Source organism: Rhodococcus sp. SGAir0479, from assembly GCF_005484805.1.
Taxonomy (GTDB): domain Bacteria; phylum Actinomycetota; class Actinomycetes; order Mycobacteriales; family Mycobacteriaceae; genus Prescottella.
The window spans coordinates 836,940-854,455 of the sequence record NZ_CP039432.1 but is presented as its reverse complement, the minus strand read 5'-3'; the positions used below and the strand labels follow the sequence as shown (position 1 = coordinate 854,455).

Annotated in this window: 11 protein-coding genes and 1 pseudogene; 4 read left to right on the top strand and 8 right to left on the bottom strand. The window is 70.0% G+C overall.

Translation table 11 applies throughout. The features are described 5' to 3' along the window. Positions 1-131: 131 nt before the first annotated feature. Both E7742_RS04045 and E7742_RS04040 read right to left on the bottom strand, forming a co-directional pair. Positions 132-2,369, bottom strand: a complete 2,238-nt coding sequence (locus E7742_RS04045; protein WP_137797768.1) for a hypothetical protein — start codon at positions 2,367-2,369, stop codon at positions 132-134. A gap of 115 nt (positions 2,370-2,484) precedes the next feature. Then, positions 2,485-3,354, bottom strand: a complete 870-nt coding sequence (locus E7742_RS04040) for an HNH endonuclease (RefSeq protein WP_254699155.1) — start codon at positions 3,352-3,354, stop codon at positions 2,485-2,487. A 264-nt stretch (positions 3,355-3,618) separates the two neighbouring features. Here E7742_RS04040 and E7742_RS04035 point away from each other — a divergent pair, with 264 nt between their 5' ends. Further along, complete coding sequence (locus E7742_RS04035; protein ID WP_137797766.1) at positions 3,619-4,200, top strand: T3SS (YopN, CesT) and YbjN peptide-binding chaperone 1; 582 nt, start codon at positions 3,619-3,621, stop codon at positions 4,198-4,200. A gap of 10 nt (positions 4,201-4,210) precedes the next feature. On the opposite strand, the gene E7742_RS04030 is transcribed toward E7742_RS04035, so the two are convergent. Further along, positions 4,211-5,080, bottom strand: a complete 870-nt coding sequence (locus tag E7742_RS04030; RefSeq protein ID WP_254699262.1) for a slipin family protein — start codon at positions 5,078-5,080, stop codon at positions 4,211-4,213. After that, the gene (locus E7742_RS04025) at positions 5,077-5,544 is read right to left on the bottom strand and encodes an NfeD family protein (RefSeq protein WP_137797764.1); all 468 of its coding nucleotides are present in this window, start codon (positions 5,542-5,544) and stop codon (positions 5,077-5,079) included. The genes E7742_RS04030 and E7742_RS04025 overlap by 4 nt, the downstream gene beginning before the upstream one ends. Positions 5,545-5,687: 143 nt before the next feature. On the opposite strand from E7742_RS04025, the gene E7742_RS04020 reads away from it, so the two are divergent. From E7742_RS04020 to E7742_RS23425, 3 genes and pseudogenes are all read left to right on the top strand, one after another. Next, on the top strand, positions 5,688-6,452 hold the full coding sequence (locus tag E7742_RS04020) for an 8-oxoguanine DNA glycosylase OGG fold protein (protein ID WP_137797763.1): 765 nt from the start codon (positions 5,688-5,690) through the stop codon (positions 6,450-6,452). Positions 6,453-6,486: 34 nt separating this feature from the next. Further along, entirely contained in the window at positions 6,487-6,594 is a 108-nt protein-coding gene (locus tag E7742_RS23595) for an SIMPL domain-containing protein (RefSeq protein ID WP_302660641.1), read from the top strand. 114 nt (positions 6,595-6,708) lie between these two features. Beyond that, positions 6,709-6,906, top strand: a pseudogene (locus E7742_RS23425) (SIMPL domain-containing protein); the annotation flags it as partial. Between the two features lie 252 nt (positions 6,907-7,158). Here E7742_RS23425 and E7742_RS04010 read toward each other — a convergent pair. The 4 genes from E7742_RS04010 to recC all read right to left on the bottom strand — a co-directional run bounded on the left by E7742_RS04010 (position 7,159) and on the right by recC (position 17,366). Next, the gene (locus E7742_RS04010) at positions 7,159-8,481 is read right to left on the bottom strand and encodes a hypothetical protein (RefSeq protein WP_137797762.1); all 1,323 of its coding nucleotides are present in this window, start codon (positions 8,479-8,481) and stop codon (positions 7,159-7,161) included. Between the two features lie 421 nt (positions 8,482-8,902). Beyond that, on the bottom strand, positions 8,903-10,759 hold the full coding sequence (gene recD, locus E7742_RS04005) for an exodeoxyribonuclease V subunit alpha (RefSeq protein WP_137797761.1): 1,857 nt from the start codon (positions 10,757-10,759) through the stop codon (positions 8,903-8,905). Further along, entirely contained in the window at positions 10,756-14,028 is a 3,273-nt protein-coding gene (locus E7742_RS04000; protein ID WP_441346907.1) for a UvrD-helicase domain-containing protein, read from the bottom strand. Before E7742_RS04000 ends, recD begins: the two co-directional genes overlap by 4 nt. Before the next feature lie 80 nt (positions 14,029-14,108). After that, a complete protein-coding gene (gene recC / locus E7742_RS03995) occupies positions 14,109-17,366 on the bottom strand; it encodes an exodeoxyribonuclease V subunit gamma (protein ID WP_137797759.1) in 3,258 nt (1,085 codons plus the stop codon). Between the last annotated feature and the right edge of the window lie 150 nt (positions 17,367-17,516).

Below are 17,516 nucleotides of genomic sequence, written 5' to 3'. Positions count from 1 at the left end.
CTCGGTCCTTGAGGTGGGGGTCGTCCTCCCTGTGCACCGTGCGCCCCTCCTGTGTCCTGATCAGCTACGCCACGTCGCACTAAGGGTAGGGACCGGGTACGACACCGGATTGCCGGACCCGCCTGCCGGCGCTAGTCGGGGGATGTTAGGAGATCCCAGCGGCCACGCCCGTGTGCGATCCGGGCCAACTCGATGGCATGGTGCCCAGTGCGCCGCCGACTGGGGTCTCGAGCGATCCAGGCGTCGGTTGCCCGTCGAATGCCGGCCGCGACCTCCGCGGCGGGGAGGATGAAGACTTCGGTCGGAGCGACCGACAAGTCGACGAACGCCCAGAACTTCGCACCGGTGTCGTCGGTCCGCAGGTTCTCGTCCTTTTTGGTCGCCTGCCAGGTGCCGCCGGTCCGCGTCTTGACACGCACCACGACGGGTGCGCAGCCCGGTATTACCACCCGTACGGCAGTTCGCAGTGTCCCGGTAACGCGGGAGGCCTCGCCTCCCCGATTCCGAACCTGCTCGATGAACCATGTAATTCCCCGCTCTGCCGTCGGCGAAGTCGCTGCCGCGACCAATGCAGCGTCGACGGGCGCGGCGACGCTCCGCGGCGCGCTCACACCCGGGGTGTCGGCTGCAGTTCCGTCCATCTTGCGCACCGTCCCGAGAGTGCGGCCTCTGCCGTCATCGACGATCCAGGCGGTCCACCCGTCGTCCGGCGGGAGTGCTCCGGGTTCGTGTCGCTCGACGACCGCCGCGGCGGCGAGGGTCGGGTTGGGAAAGCGGCGGCCCTTCAACTCACCCTTACTGATCTCGATCACCCCTGTCTGCGGATCACAGACGGCGACGGTTCGAAAGCCCGCACAATCGAGGAACACCCGCCATCGGCTCCCCACCGCCGCCGACCGGTTTGCGGCCGGCGGGACAAGACTGGGAACGGCCCGCGAAGCGGGTGCGATCCGATCCTGTGTTGCAGGCCGATTCATCGGGCGCGCCGGAACCTGCGGCATCGTACGCGCAGGACGAGGACTGGCCGACGACGAATCGGTGCTTCCCCGACGCGGGGGCGCCGGCACCTGCGGTTCGCGGATGGCGCCGGCCGGGGCGGCACGGCGCTCGCCTTCCGCCTGCTCGCGCTTTGCTGGCTCGGGTTTCGCTGACTCGTTGTCACCGCGGTCGGCGCACAGGGCTTCCCACAGCTCGGACAGGCGCCACGTGGAGATGCCGGCCAGGGGCGTGTCGGCCGCTGCTGCGCACAATGCGGCGACACCGGTGTCGCCCGGAAGGGTGTCGACGAGCAGGCTCATCGCGCGCAGCAGCTCGACGGAGTCGGTGGTGCCCCCGGCGTGGAGTCCGCCTGCCGCGACCCAGGTTTCCCCCACCCACGCCCAGGTGACCCGCGGATCGTCATCGAGTTCGTCCAACTCGTCGGCCAGCTTGGCCACAGCGTCTTCGTCCTGATTTCGCCCGCGCTCCTCCAACACCGCGTCGAGGATTTCCTGCGCCGTGGCGATATTCTCCATCCGGTCGAGAGCAGCGAGGAACGCACTCGTCGTCGACTCCTCCGTCGCGTCCGCGGGCGAGGCCAGCATCGCTGCCAGATCCTCGAAGTCTCGCTCCTGTCCGACGCCGAAGACGACGGCGTCCGGATGGCTAACGCAGTCGGCAGGAAGCTCGTCCGCACCGTCGACGAGAACGTGCACCATGCCGCCTGCCCCATCAGCCCGCGACGGCAACAGCCGGCACGCGCGTACCGCGGTCAACGGGGCGCGGCGAGGCTCTGTCGCGAAGGCGAAGGCTTCGACATTCTCACGGGTAATCCAGACATGGGTGCGGTCGACGATCACCTGACCGTCGAGTCCACGGAACCATCGAATCAACCGAGTGGACTCGGCATCCTCCTGGTCACCGTCACCGGACTCCACCGGGTCGCCGGACTCGTCGGATGCCACCAGCCCGAGAAAATCCGGCAAGAGATCCGGGCCGATCCCCTGAAGCCGGGCAGCACGAAGGATTCGCAGATACAACGCATCCAATGCGTCGGGGTCGCCGACCAAGCAGTCGTGCACGGCGCGGTCGTGTCTGCCACCGTTGGGGCGGCTGCCGTCGAGGTTCGCCATCTTGGCCAGGATGCTCGAGTTCGGGCGCTTGAACAGCCGCGCCAGCTGGGGTACCGGAAACGGCGCCCGGTCGGCCGAGCCGCTGCCGAACCGGCTGTGGTCGACGACCCTTGTGGCGCACAGACAGAGCACCACTTCACAGGGAATGAAGTTCACCTGCCGTGCACCGCCGGGGTCGGTACGGGCTAGGACCGAACGCCACGCTTCGGCCAGCGCAGTGTCCGTCGGGTCCAGGAAGTCCGTGAGTTCGTGCGCCACCGTGCCTCCGCCGTGATTCCGCTACCTGCGATTATCTATACCAAGGAAACTCGACTACCCCTCACCCTCCAAGCATCCGACTCATTCGCTTGGAGGCTGTCTTCACCGAGGCTCCTCACACCGCCGCGCGGAACCTCTTGTAGCTCAGCTCCAACAGTTGCCGATCGGGGCGCTCGGCTCGCGCCTTCGGCAGTACCATCAGTGGCTGGCCGTGACGTTCCTTGAGCCCGTGTTCGAGCATCGGCCCGTCAATTTCGTAGAGCAGGTCCTCGCGGATCTCGACGACGAAGTCCGGACTGATGCCGAGGATCCGGACGTCGTACGCCGCATGGTGAATCTTGCAGAGTGCCAAACCGTTTCGTACAGATGCAATCCCCAGCTCGTCGCCGTCCGGGACGATGTGCGCGGCGTCGAGCAGCTCACCGTGCGCCAGCGCGCACACGGCACAGCGCGTCTCGTAGGCTCGCATCACCGCCGCGCGGAAGACCGGCTGGTGCAGGCGCCGTTTCGTCTCAGCCACCACGTACCGGCGCAGTGTCTCCTCGACCCGCGACTCCGGTCGACGCAGATCGCGCGATGCGTCGATCGCGACGACGAACTGATGCTTGTCTGGTTCCTCGTCGACGAGGTACACCGGATAGATCGGCTGATAGCGCCCGACACCGACCCCAAAGAACCAAATCAGCGGAACCTGCAGGTTCATCGCGGCCCGCAGACCGCGGTTGTCCATATGCTCGGGATCGGTCCCGGACCACTTGTATCGCAGGAATCCGTCGCCTCCGACCTCGTCCTCGTACGGTCGCGCCGCTCCTGCGGCCCGGTACGTGGTCATGATCGACAGCGCGGCACCCAGCTCCCGCGGCTTGCGGATACCACGTGTCGGGTCGACGAGGCGGAACATCGCGCCGTCGAAGGTGAAATCGAGGAGTTCATCGCGGGTGATGGAGTCGAGTCCGTCGTTGGTGCGGAGGGTCAGGAACTGCATCGCTTCTTGCCTCAGGCGAGCATCATCGCTCGGCCCCATTACCGCCACCACTCAAGTCCTCCCCATTGGAACCAGTGAGTCGAAGGCTATCCCGGGGAGCCGACAACCATTGATACAGACATGCCCTTTAAAGTGGGCGTCATATGGGGGATAGCCGCCGACCTCGGAAAACCCCCGATCCGGACCGCGCTACCGTTACACCCACCATCCACCAACTTTGCAGCGCCCGAACCGTAGATCCGGCCGGCGCCGGACAGGGGAATCATGACCGAGCACGACACCACCGACCAGCCGCTTCAGCTCGATGGCGCGTTCGCGATCGCGACCGACAGCCGCGAGCAGCTGCAGGCCCTGAGCCTCCGCACGCTCACCGAACTCCTCGGCAGTGCGCCGGAGGTCGACGAGGACGGCGACATCGCGATCCCGGTCCACGGTTTCGGGCTCTACGTCACGGTCGCCGAGGACGGTCCGCAGCTGCACGTGTGGGCGTCGATCCTCTCCGAGCTCGGTGACGGCGCCGCGGCCGCTCAGAATCTGCCGGCGCTTTCCGCCGAGTGGCCGCGGCTGCGCTTCACCATCGAGGACGGGCATCTGCTGGTCTCGACGCTGGTCGACGCCGACCCGTTCGCACCGCAGCACCTGATCAACCTGGTCGACGAGATCCACGAACTCACCCACGACCTCGACGACGACTTCGCCGCCAAGTTCGGTGGCGTCCTCGACTGCGACGCCGACGACGACTCCTACGCCGGCGGATGCGGGGGCTGCGGCGACGACTGCGCCTGCGGCGGCCACGACGCTGGCAACCTCGGCGAAACGATTCCGGTCGGCCAGCCGTCGAACTGACGCTCGCTCGCTACTTCTCGGCCGGCTGGGCGTTCGCTCGCACCGACGTCCAGCCGGCGATGAGCGATTCCATGTCGCTCCGCCTCCGCAACGCCGGCTTCTCGCTGCTCGTCGACGCCGCCGGCGCCCCGTCGCCCGCCAGGAACGGCCGCACCAGATCGATCGGTACCGGAAAGACCACGGTCGACGTGCTCTCCCCGCCCAACTCCCCCAGCGTCTGCAGATAGCGCAGCTGCAGCGTGGTCGGGTTGCGGCTGATCACGTCCGCGGCCTCCGCCAGCTTGGTGGACGCCTGGTACTCCGCCTCCGCATTGATGATCTTCGCGCGCCGCTCCCGCTCGGCCGCCGCCTGCCGCGCGATCGCGTGCTGCATGTCCCGCGGAATCTCCACGTCCTTGATCTCCACGGTGGTGACCTTCACGCCCCACGGCTCGGTCTGCTGGTCGATCACCTTCTGCAGGTCCTCGTTCAGCCGCTCCCGCTCGGCCAGCAGCGAATCCAACTCGGCCTTGCCCAGCACCGACCGCAGCGTCGTCTGCGCGATCTGCGACGTCGCCGCGAAGTAGTCCTCCACTCCGACGATCGCCCGGTCCGCGTCCACCACCCGGAAGTACGCGACGGCGGTGACCTTCACCGGCACGTTGTCCCGGGTGATCACCTCCTGCATCGGCACGTTCAGCGTGACAGTCCGCAGGCTCACCCGCACCATCCGGTCGACCGCCGGGATCAGCAGCACCAGCCCGGGCCCGCGCAGGTCGACGAGCCGTCCGAGCCGAAACAGCACACCCCGCTCGTACTCGCGCAGCACCCGAACGGCGGCCGACGCGACGATCACCGCGAGCAGCGCGACGACGATGACGGCCAGAATGATGGTGGTCAACATGGCAACTCCCACGGTTCACGGCGACGCACGCTCAGCGTGAGTCCACGCACTCCCTCGACGACGACGGACTCCCCCGCACTCGGAATTTCGTTGTAGCCGAACGCCATTCGGGCGCGCCACAAGCCGCCGTCCATCTCCACCTGCCCCTGCTCGCCGTCCCAACTGCGGACCAGAGCCTCGGATCCGACGAGCGACTGCGCGCCGGTGCGCACGGGTTCACGGCGGGCGGTGAGTACCTTGCGGCCCGTCACGGCGACCGCGCCGAGTCCGACGGCGGCCGTCCCGAGGGTCACCGGCAGCGCGAGCTCGAGACCCACTCCGCCGGAGGTGAACAGCAGCCACGCTCCGGTCCCAGCGAACACGGTGCCGACCACACCGAGGGCACCGTAGGTCGGCGCGTGCGCTTCGATCACGATCAGCAGCACGCCCACTACCAGCGCCAACACACCCAATGCGGTCATCTGCACTCACCTACGGTGAGGACCCGGTCGCCTCACGTAGCCACTCACGATCGGGCCCTCACGATCAAAGGTATGCCCGCATTGGCCGGGTTGCCACCGTGTCGTGCCGGGCGGCTGTCGGTGCCTGGTGCAATCATCGCCACATGCATCTGCTCGACGACGGGTTCGCGCCACCGGAGGCCTGCGTGCAGTGGTGCCGCGCTCGCGCCTATCCGCTGCACGTGCTCGACGACAGCCCGCGCCTCGACCTCGACTGGTGGAACCACCACCTCCGCGAGCAGGGGCACGAGATCGTCCTGCACGGGCGCGACCTCGACGGCCGGGTGGTCGACCGCGGTATCGCCGTCGTCCAGCGCAACGACCTGCAACTGGACAGCGAACTGGTCGTCGCCGAGCACGACGCCCTCGGGCTGCTGTTCCTGTGCGCCGCCTGGCGCAGCGCCCACGCCAGCCGCCGCGCCACCCGCCGGGTGCCGGACGTGTTCAATCCGTACGCCGAGCAGGACCCGCTCGCGAAGATCAAGACCGTGCTGGACCGGTGCGTCAAGGACAAGCGGATCCCCGAACCGTCCCGCGACGCGTGGTCGGGCTGGCCGGACATGCCCGGTGTCGGGGTGCCGCTGATGGCGCTGTTCATGTGGGCGGTCGGGGTGCGGCGCGGCGGCATTCGCGCCCAGGCGATCGATCAGCACGGTGTCTCGACGCTGATCCACGAGGGCTGGCTCGAGGAGCCGTCGGTCAGCGGCTTCACCCTCCGCCGCTACGACCGCTACCTGGAACTGCTCGGCGACTGGGCGACGCAGGTGGGCACCGAGCCGGAGTTGATCGAGATGTGGCTGGTTCAGCGCTGGAACGCCCGCGTGCACGAAGCCCGCAGCGGCGCCCGCGCCGAGCCGACGCTGTTCTGAAGCCCCTACAGCACTTCTCGGGGACACTGGCCTCATGCCGACCAATCCCGTCACGATCACCGTCACCGGCCATGCCGAACGCTCGGTCCCGCCCAATCGCGGTGTGGTCCACCTGAACATCGAGTTCGACGCCTGCGGGTGATAGGGGCGGTAGCGGGTGTGCTGCATCTGATCGACGAACCAGCGGCGCAGCGGCCGGCGAGCGTCCTTCTCAAGCGAACCGCCCTGGAACTACCGGTCAACGGTCACTGCAGCCGTGACGTTCCGCGATCTCGACGCCGTCGCCTCGTTCGTCGACCGGGCATCGGCGATCGAGGGAGTCAACGTCACGCACCTGGAGTGGAAGCTCACCCGGACGGCCCACGCGAAAGCGCTCTCGCGCGTGCGGGATCTCGCCGTCCGAGACACCCTCGCCAAAGCCAAGGGCTACACCCGAAGCCTGGGCTGCAAGCGGATCGAGGCCGTCGCCCTGGCCGACCCGGGCATGTTTGAACGCCGGCTCGCGCCCCGACGTCGGCACGCCGGTCATATGGGCGATGGCCGCGTCGGCACCGATCCAGGACGCCGAACGGTCGGCGATCGAACTGACACCGGAACGTCTCCGCATCACCGCGGATGTCGAGGCACGGTTCGAGGCGTATTGGAGACACTCATCTACGCAGTGACAGCAACCGTGCCTTCCGAGTTCGGTTCCACCATTTCACGCCTAGTGCCGTGCAGCCTTCGCCTTCTCCCGCAGCACTCGGGCACGATCAAGTCGCTTCTTGATCTTCGACGGAACGCCATTCTCTGCGTGCAGTTCGACGAGGTCCTCATCATCGACGAACTCGTCGCCATCTCCGAGTTCCAAGGCGACTTTGCCGTACTCCTCGACATAACGCTCGAGAAGTTCGACTTCGGTGGCGTAGTCCGCGAGCTTCCGACAGATGATCGCTGCCCGCTCTGTGAAATAGAAGCCCGGAGTGCGCCCGACAAGCGCCTCATACTCGAAGTCGACCGATATCAGTGGGACCAGCAGTTCGAGTGCCTCGTGATACTTCCCCGCCCGATAGAGCTTGTCGATCGGCTCCGACCACTCATGGATGAGCCTGCCCTGAAAGCACTCAATGGCCTTGGCGCGCGCCAACCGCTCGTCAAGATCGCGGTACGCGGCCTCGCGTCTAGCTTGAGCCTCGTCTGCCCACACGAAACCCTCCTTTTTGGAGAGGAATTCGAGATCGGGAATGAATACTCTGAGAGCAACATTGTCAGGCCACTGCTTCAGTACTGCGATGCCCGAGCGCCTACCAGAGCGGACCGTCCTGATCAAAAGCTCATTTTGGTGAACGGAGTGCGGGCGCAGCGTGCCCAGATGAACGTCGTCGATGTAGACGTCGACTCCCAGCCCATCCTCCGTCGTGCCGAGCAAAAGTTCGCACTCCGTTACGAACGTTTGTCGGCCCAGCAGGATATCCGAAAGCTGTTCTTGAAAATCGTCCTGCCGGTCCGGCGTGTGCCAGGTAGGTTCGAAGAAATCCGGACCACGCACCGCCTCTGGCAGAATGAGCCAGCTCGCGAGGTTCTCAGGCCATGTGCCTCGAAGATTCAACTCCCGGCTGACAAAGTCGCCTGACTCGAGACCTGCACGGTCACTCTTTCCATTCTTCTTGATTGGCAGAATGCCAGCGTCGTAGGACGACTCGAACACTTTCGCCTGCGCGAGGACTCGGAACCCGAGATGATTCGCGGCGACGATCTCTGGCTGAAACTGCACAGCCATGCCGTGACGGAGGTAGCCGATCCGCTCACCTTCGATGTCCAAGGCGACAGCGGCTGAATCGGCCGGATTCCCCGGCTCAGGGATAAGCTCGACCATGAGGCGAACACCGAGAGGAAGTGACTCGAAGAAGTCTTCGTTACCGAACCCAGTTACAGTCTCGAGGCTGACAGAACCGTTTAGCCACAGCGCGTTCAGAGGCGATGAGTACTCGGCTACTGGACGCCGATATGGGGTGTCGTCCCAGTAGCCTGCATTCGTTGTATCGCTCAACGTCCGTCAATCCTCCCGCAACGCATCCGACGATTCCCGAGTTTGGATGCTAGAAATCCGCAGTTTAGGGGGCGCGTTCGAGCATGACGAAGGCTGTCCCACTCGGCAAGACTGACAACACGGATCTGCAGATCATCGCATCGCGGGCCGTCGCTGCGAAGCATGTAGCAAGGACCACCGACCGGCCAATGCATCGGCGACCAGGACTTCCTGAACTACGCCGCTTGGCGATGTACGCGTATTGCATGCGGTTACTGTCAGGACCTGGCACCCAGTCCAACCGCGACCGTCAGATGTTCGATTCCGGAAATCACCGACACACTGATTCGCGTCGACCACATCGAGTCGTGCCAACGAAAGAAGGGGTGCCGCACCACTCGCCGAGGTAGACCCAATTCATAGCTCCCGGGCATCGCTCATCTCATCCCCGCCGCAACCCACTCGCCCGCAGGACTCGTCGCCCCACGGCCGCCCGCACGGCCGCCTCGGTCCCCACGATCCGCACGTGCGTCCGCGCACGGGTGATCGCCGTGTACAGCAATTCCCGGGTGAGCAGCGACGACTCCTCCCCCGGCAGGATCACCGAGACCACGTCGTACTGGCTGCCCTGACTGCGGTGAATCGTCATGGCGTACACCGTCTGTACCGACGCCAAGTGGCTCAGGTGCACCAGATACGGCTCCTCACCGCGCGCGAAGGCCGCGACCAGATCGCCGCCCGAAACCTCAGAACCGTCGGCGACCACCACCCCGGTGTCCCCGTTGTAGATCCGCATCTCGTGGTCGTTCGCGGTCACCATCAGCGGCTGCCCGGCGTACCAGCGCTCCGGGTCCAGTCGGCTTCCTGTCGCCTCCCCGATCCACGTCATCGCGTTGCGCGCCCACCACGACGCCCCGAACGGGCCCTCCCGGTGCGCACACAGCAGCCGATGCTTCTCCGACGCCCGCACCGCGCCCGCCGCATCCCCGGCCAGTGCCGCCGCCGTCACCTCCGCCGACGTCGACACCACATCGGCGCGCAGCCCGGCCAGATCCTCCGGGTCGACGAACGACACGTCCGCCGCCCCGCTCCGCAGAATCTCGAGGGCGCGGTCCTCGTCACCGTCGCGCACCGCCACCGCCAGCTGCGCGATCGCGCCACCGAACCGGCGACCCCTACTGAGCCGAATCACGCCACCCCGCAACCGATCCCGCTCCGACCGGCTCAGCGCCGCCTCGGCCGGATCGTCCGACGCCGACAGGTCCACGCCCACCACCCGCGCCAGCACCGGGTTCTCCACCCCGGTCACCGGCCGCGCGACCAGGTCGGCGAGCACCGCGCCGGCGTCCACCGACGTCAACTGGTCTGGGTCGCCCACCAGCACCAGCCGCGCCTCCGGGCGCACCGCCTCGAGCAGCCGGCACATCATCGTCAGCGACACCATCGACGTCTCGTCCACCACGATCACGTCGTACGGCAGATGGTTGGTCTCGTTGAACCGGAACCGGCTGGTCCCTCGCTGCCAGCCGAGCATCCGGTGCAGCGTCATCGCCGGCAACTCCGACCGCAGACCGACAAGCTCCGCCTGCTCGCGCACCGACTCCTGCAGCCGCGCCGCCGCCTTGCCGGTGGGCGCCGCCAACCCGATCCGCAGTCCCGGCTGCTGCCGCGCGAGCAGCGCCAGCGCCCGCGCCACCGTATGCGTCTTGCCGGTGCCCGGACCGCCCGCGATCACCGACGTCCAGTGCGTGGCCGCGACGGCCGCCGCGATGCGCTGCCGGTCCGGGGCGTCCGACGGACGCGACGGATCCGCGAAGTCCCGGAACAACTCGTCCAGCCCGGCCCGCAGGAGGTCCTCGTCGACGGTCGGGTGGCCGTGCGCGCGCTCGTCCAGGATCCGGCGCACCGTCTGCTCCTGCCGGTAGTACCGATCCAGGTACAGCAGCCCGTCCACCAGCCGCAGCGGGCGCAGCGGCCCGGCCTGGCCGCCCACCACCAGCGGACTCGACGCCAAGCCCTCGGCGACGACGGCGTCGTCCGGCCACGGCAGCGCCGCGGGATCGACCTCGAACTCCTCGTCGACCGTCACTTCCCGAATCCGGCTCAGCTCCAGGCACACCGAGCCCGACCGCACCGCCCGCACCGCCAGCGCCGTCGCCAGGTGCACCGGCTCGCGGGTCTCCCCGCTGAGCGTCGCCAGCCGCAGCGCGACGTGCACGTCGGCGGCCTCGAGCACCCCGGCCTCGTTGAACTCCCGCAGCATCCCCTTGCCGCGCTGCGCGACGCGTGCCTCGATCATGCGTTCCCCTCGGCACTCGCCGCCAGCAGATCCGACAGCTCCACCACCAGCGCGGCGGGCGGATCCCAGTCGAACACCCCCGCGCCGTCCGGGGTGTCGGGGCCGACCATGCCGCGCACGAACAGGTACTGCACCCCACCCAGGTGCGTCGCCGGGTCGTAGCCGGGCAGCCGCCACCGCAGATACCGGTGCAGCGCAACGGCATACAGCAGCGCCTGCAGCGGGTAGTGCGAGCGCATCATCTCCCCGGCCATCGCCTCGCGGGTGAAGTCGGCGGTGGTCACCTCGCCGGGCGCGATGCGGTTGGTCTTGTAGTCGACGATGACGAACCGGGGACCCTCGCGCCGCAGCACGGCGTCGATGCTGCCGGTGAGGTAGCCGCGCAGCGGCGTCGGCTCCAAGGTGGCGAGCCGATCCGCGTACGGCGCGAGGACGTCGTCGGACGGCAGATGCATCCGCAGCAGGTCCACGATCCGGTGCAGCGTCACCGTGAGCACCGCCGGGTCGTCGCCGCCGGCGAGCGGTAGCTCGAAGTCCAACTCCGGCAGCCGGTCCCGCGGGGTGATGTCGGCGAGGGTGCCGCCACCGGCGAGCGGGGTCCGCAGGACAGGTAGCAGCGCGTCGGCCAGCGCCACCGGATCGACCTGCGACATCCGCGCGGCCACGGCCTCGCGGCAGTGCCGCACCAGCTCGGCCTCGAGGTCCGCGGCAGCGGTGTCGACGTGCTCGAGGATCTCGTGCACCAGCGTGCCGAACACCGCGCCGTAGGGCATGTCGTTCATGGTCGACGGGATGCCCAGGGCGGGCGCGGGCGTGATGAGCGCGGGCTCCTCCGGCTCGTCCTCGATCTCCGGTTCCTCGGCCTCGCTGGTGACGCCGGGATGCTCGTGCGCCGACGCGGTGAGCGCGGTGTACGACGTGCGGCGCCACCCGGCGTCCAGCTCGCGGCGGAAGACGGCGGCTGCCAGCTCACCGGTCTCCTCCTGCGGCGGCGTCCACGACGGCTTCGGAATCGGGTCGGCGCCCACGGCGTGCACCTCCACCGTCACCGGCGCGGCCTCCGCCCAGCGGGTGAGCTGCTCGGCGACCATCGGGTCCTCCGGCACGCCCACCTTCTGCGGGACGTCCGACTCCCCCGGCTCGCGCCCGAACAGCATCCGGTGCAGCGGCGCCTCGTTGGTGGAGTACGCGGGCGCCCACCACAGCACCAACTGGCACTGGGCGCGGGTGAGCGCGACGTACAGCAGCCGCAGGTCCTCGCCGGCGGCCTCGGCGTCGCGCCGACGCCGGCGGTCGCCGTAGCCGGGGCTGCCCTCGCCGCCGATGTCGAGGATGCGGCGGCCGTGCTCGTCGTGCAGCAGCAGCCGGTTGGGGTCGGCGTAGCGGCCGGTGCTCCACCCGAACGGCACGTACACGATGGGGTACTCGAGGCCCTTGCTGGCGTGCACGGTCGCGATCTGTACCGCGGCCGCGTCGCTGTCGAGGCGCCGGCTGCGGTCGCCGCTACCGGATTTCGGGTCCTTGATGCGGTCGGTGAGCCAGCCGGTGAGCGCGGTGAGCCCGAGGGACTCGTCGACGGCGACCGCGCCCAGCAGCTGCCCGATGTGCCGCAGGTCAGTGAGCGTGCGCTCCCCCGACGCGACGGTCAGCAGCCGCGCCTCGAGCCCGGACTCGGCGGCGAGCCGCTCGAACAGCGCCGCGAACCCGGACTGCGCGAACACCGTCGCCAGCTCCCGCAGCTGCCCGCCCACGCGGGCGACCACCTCGTCGCTGCGGGCGTCGATGTCGGCGGCGGTCCAGCCGATGAGCGGGGTGAGCGCCGCGAGCCGCACCCGGTCGGGGCGGTGCGGCTGCTCGAGCGCCTGCAGCAGCTGCAGCCAGTGCGTGGCGGCCGGGGTCTCGAAGACGCTGGTGCCGCCGGCCAGCACCGACGGCACGCCCACCCGGTCCAGCGCCTCCCGCACCAGCGCGATCTGGGCGTTGGTGCCGGCCAGGATCGCGATGTCCCCCGGCGCGACCGGCCGCGTCACCCCGTCCAGCTCGAGGGTGGCGCCGCTCCCGAGCAGTGCGACGATGTCGGCGGCCACATCCGCCGCGACCCGCGTGCGCAGCGCCCCGACGGCCGGGAAGCCGGAGTTGTTGAGCCGTCCGGCGCCCGCCCGGCACAGGTACCGCAACCGCAGCGGCGCCGCCCCCTGCAGCCGCGACCCCGGCTTGGCCGCCGACACTGGATGCACGACGATGTCGCGGTGCCCGAGGGCGGCGCCGCCGTGCAGATGCCCCAGTGCGGCAACGAGATCGGCGTCGCTGCGCCAGTTGGTGGTGAGCTCCTGGTGGCTGTGCGCGGACCCGACGGCGTCGAGGTAGCTGAGCACCTCGGCGCCGCGGAACGCGTAGATGGCCTGCTTGGGGTCGCCGACCAGCACCAGCGTGGAGTGCCCGTGGAACGCGGCGCGCAGGATCCCCCACTGCTGCGGGTCGGTGTCCTGGAACTCGTCGACCAGCACCACCCGGTAGCGGTCCCGCACCCGCCGGCACGCCGCCTCCCCGTGCTCGGGATCGGTGAGCACGGCGTGCAGCAGCGCGGGCAGGTCGTCGAAGTCCCGGATGCCGGCGAGCCGCTTGCGGCGCTGGGTCTCCTGTCGGACGGCGGTGGCGAACGCGACGGCGTCCCCGGCGCGGGTGCCCTCGGCGTCCTCGGGGGCGAGCACCGACTGCGGGTCGAAGATCGCGGCCCGGGCGGCGGCACGCGCGTCGGCGGGCCGCAGGGTGCGGGAGTCGGCGCGGGCGAAGCGGTGCAGGAACAGGTCGGCGATCACCTCGGCGACCAGGTCCTCGGCCTCCTCGACCAGCACCGCGTCCGGGTCGCGCTCGCCGGCGATGCCGAGGCCGTCGAGCATCCGCTGGCAGAAGCTGTGGGTGGTGACGATGGTGCCGGCGTCGAAGTCCGACAACGCCTGCATCAGCCGTCGGCGCCGCAGCGCGATCTCGGCGTCGTCGGTGGCGGCCAGGTGCGCCACCAGGGGATCGTCGCTGTCGCGGGCGGCGGCCGGGTCCGCCAATCCGGCTGCGGCGGAGGCGAACCGCTCGCGGGTGCGTTCGCGCAGCTCCTTGGTGGCGGCGCGGCTGAAGGTGACCAGCAGCAGCTGCGAGAGGTCGATGTCCTCCTCCGCGACGAAGCGGGCCGCGAGCCCGACGATCGCGTACGTCTTGCCGGTGCCGGCGCTGGCCTCGAGCACGGTGGTGCCCTGCGGCAGCGGCGCGAACAGGTCGAACGCGGTGTCGGTGGTGGTCGCGGTGGCTGTGTCTGTGGCTGTGGCTGTGTCCGTGTCCCGGCTCGCGGTCTGCGTCACGGTTCCCCCAGGGTCTCGGCCGCGAGCAGCGGCCCCCACAGTACGGCGGCCTCGGTGCCGAAGCAGCTCGGTTCGTACGCCCCCGGCGGCGCGGGCCGCTCGGTGAGCACGGACAGCTCCGCGTCGGGCCCGTGCACGTATCGGACGTGCCGGTCCTTGCCGTCGCCGAAGTCGCCGCCCCACTCGCGGTCGGCGGCCACCAGCGCCAGCTCGATGGACCGGCCGCGGAACCGCTGGTCCGCGTACGCCGCCGACGTCGCCGCGGTCAGCGGCAGCGGCGCCACCAGGCCGCGGTCGCGCATCTCGACCAGCCGGGTGAGGATCTCGGCCGCGTTCTCCGGGGCCGTCAGCGTCGACCGCATCACCGGGGTGCGGCCGCGGCCGCGGCCGGTGGTGACGGCGGTGAGGTTCCCGCCGCGCCGCGTCGCGGTGACGGCGAGCAGCCGCACCCACGCCCCGATCCGGTGCTTGGGTGCCAGTCGGGAGAACGTGGTCCGCGCGAGCACCTCGCCGTGCACGCCGTCGACGGTGCCGACCAGCCGCCGGCCCCCGAGATCGACGTCGATGTCGACCGCCTCGGCGGGTCCGGCGTGCACCGGTGCCGACGCGCGGACCAGTGAGTCGACGGTCCACTCGATGTCCGAGAGCGCGGCGTCGCCGAGCCTCGCGGGTGGCAGGGTGCCGCGCCGCCACTCCGCGGCCCGGAACGCGGCCGGGTCCGCACCGGCGAGCCGGGCGCCGAGCATCCGCTCCCCGATCCCCCACCGGGCCAGCGGGTCGAGTTCGAGGTCGAGGGTGTCGGCGATGTCCTCGTCGAGGTCGGGCACCCGGAACCCGAGGCGCTGCCGCAGGAAACCCTGAATCGGGTTCTCCAGGAATGAGATCAGCTCGGCGAGATCGACGTCACCGGGCTCGAGCGGCGGCAGCGGCTCCGGGAGGAACGCGGGCGCGGGCGCCGACGGCTGCTGCGCGGCGCGGGCCCCGCCCAGCGCGGCGTGGTCGAAGCTGCCGGGCCGGACCGGGTCGAAGTTGCGGGGATCGAACGGCTGCAACGGATGCCGCTGCACCACGTCCGCCCCGGCCATCGCCACCAGCACGTCGCGCAGCTCCGCGAGCGGCACCGCGGGCGGGCGGGGAGTGCCGTTCACCGGGTCGGCGCCGGTGTAGAACAGCAGCAGCCGCTCGCTCGCGGACATGATCGCGTCCAGCAGCAGCTGCCGGTCCTCGCTGCGCGGATCCCGTTCCCCCAGTAGCGGATCGCGGGCCAGCACGTCGTCGCCGTCGATGCCGGTGCCGCGGGGGAAGACGTCGTCGTCGAGCCCGAGCAGCACCACCACCCGGTGCGGGACCGAGCGCATCGGCACCATCGTGCACACCGTGAGCTCACCGGTCCGGAAGTTGGCGCGGGTGGGCCGGCCGGCGAGCCGCGCCCGCAGCATCGCCCGCACGTCGGCCAGCCGCAGCAGCGTGTCCCCGCCGTGCTCGACGGCCGCGGCCAGCTCGCGCCGCGCCTGCCCCAGCTGCCACGCGTCGGCCTCGGCAACGTCGACCAGCAGGTCCAGCGCCCGGGCCAGCGCCGCCGACCACTGCTCGGCCGACTGCGGTCCGGTGAGCCCGCGCAGCGCCACGTCGAGCCGGTCGACGTACTCGGCGAGACGCCCGGTGAGGTCGATGTCGTTGCTCTCGACGTCGTCGAGCGGCAGTGCGAGCGAGAGCCATTCGCTGTCGGCGTCGTCGGCCGCGGCGCCCAGGAGGATGCGGTCGAGCGCGGCCTTGAGGGTGTTCTGCTCGAAGTCACCGAGCCCGAACGCGCCACGCTCGCGGCGGCCGATCCCCCACCGCGCCCCGGCCGCCACGGTCCACTCCCGCATGCGTTCGAGATTGTCGTCGTCGAAGCGGAAGCGGCGGCGCACCGGCGCGGTCGCGGCCAGGTCGAGGACCTGGCTGACGGTGACGCGGGAGTCCGCGAGGTCGAGCAGCGTCGCCACCACCCCGAGCACCGGGTTGGTCTGGTGCAGCGCACGGTCGGCCAGCCGCACCCGCAGCCGGTGCCCGGGATGGGTGAGCGGGCCCGCCACACCCTGCCCGAACGCGGCCCGCACCAGTGGCGCGTACGTCTCGACGTCCGGGCACATCACCACCACGTCGCGGGGCTCGAGCGTGGGATCGTCCTGGAACAGGTGCAGCAGCCGCTCCCGCAGCGCCTCCACCTGCCGGGCCGGGCCGTGGCAGGCGTGGATCTCGACGGTGTCGTCGACCGCCCACGACGACGGCTGCCGGTCGGCGGCGATGTCGGACTGCAACTGCCCGAGCAGCGTCGACGGCCGCGCCGGTCCCGGGTGATGGACGTCGACCATCCCGATGGCGCTCAGCCGCGACTGCAGCTCGCGCACGTCGCGGGCGAGGCTCGCGAGCAGTGGGTGGGCGACGTCCAGCGCACGCAGGTCGTCGGCGCGGCGACGCGGCGGTTCGGTGTCCGCCAGCTCGCCCCACATCTCGATGCTCGGGTGCGGGATCCACACGTGCACATCACGGTTGGCGCCGATCGCGGACAGCACCGCGATCTGGTCGGCGCCCAGCCGGGTGGGGCCGAACAGCGACAGCCGTTCGGGCAGCTCGAGCAGTTCCGGCTGCTCGCGCAGCCGCGCGCACGCGGCGTCGAGGCGCTCGGCGGGGCTGGGGCTGCCGATCCGCTCCCGCAGCCGTCGCCAGAGCTGGGCCTGCCAGCACAGGTCGTCGTCGAGCGGCGCCAGCCCGTCGGTGTCGCGGCCGGCGGCCCAGTCGACCAGCATCGCGGGGCGCTGCGAGCCGTACGCGCGGAACAGTTCGGCCAGGTGCGCGGCGGTGCCGTACCGGCGGCCGGCGCGGTGGTCGTCGAAACCGTGGCCCAGATGTCGCGCCAGCACCGAGCACCAGGGTTCGGCCACGCAGTCGTCGATCACCCGTAGCAACGTCCACAGCATCCGCGCCGGATGCCACGGGTCGTCGTCGACGTCGTGCCCGTCGACGGCCGCGAGCGCCTGGTCGATCAACCGCGTCGGCGACGGGAAGTCGATGTTGGCGGCGACACCGTCGTGGCCGGCCTCACCGGCACCCAGCACGTGGGACAGGCGCTGCGTCAGCCAGCGTTCGACACCCTTGGCCGGGACCGCGACGACCTCGCGTTCGAACGGGTCCGCGAGCGGGGTGACCAGCACCTGAGCGAGCGCAGCCGCGAGCGTGCCGGCGCTCTCGGCGCGGTGCAACGTCAGCACGTGCGCATCCCCCTACCGGTGTCGTCGACTGTGCAGCATCGGCCAAGCATTATCACACCGATCCGACGAACCCGACGGCTCCGGAACGGTCGGAAACCTCGCCCGCGAGCGATTGCCGGGCCGCCCAGCGACAGTAGTAGCCCGGGGGGC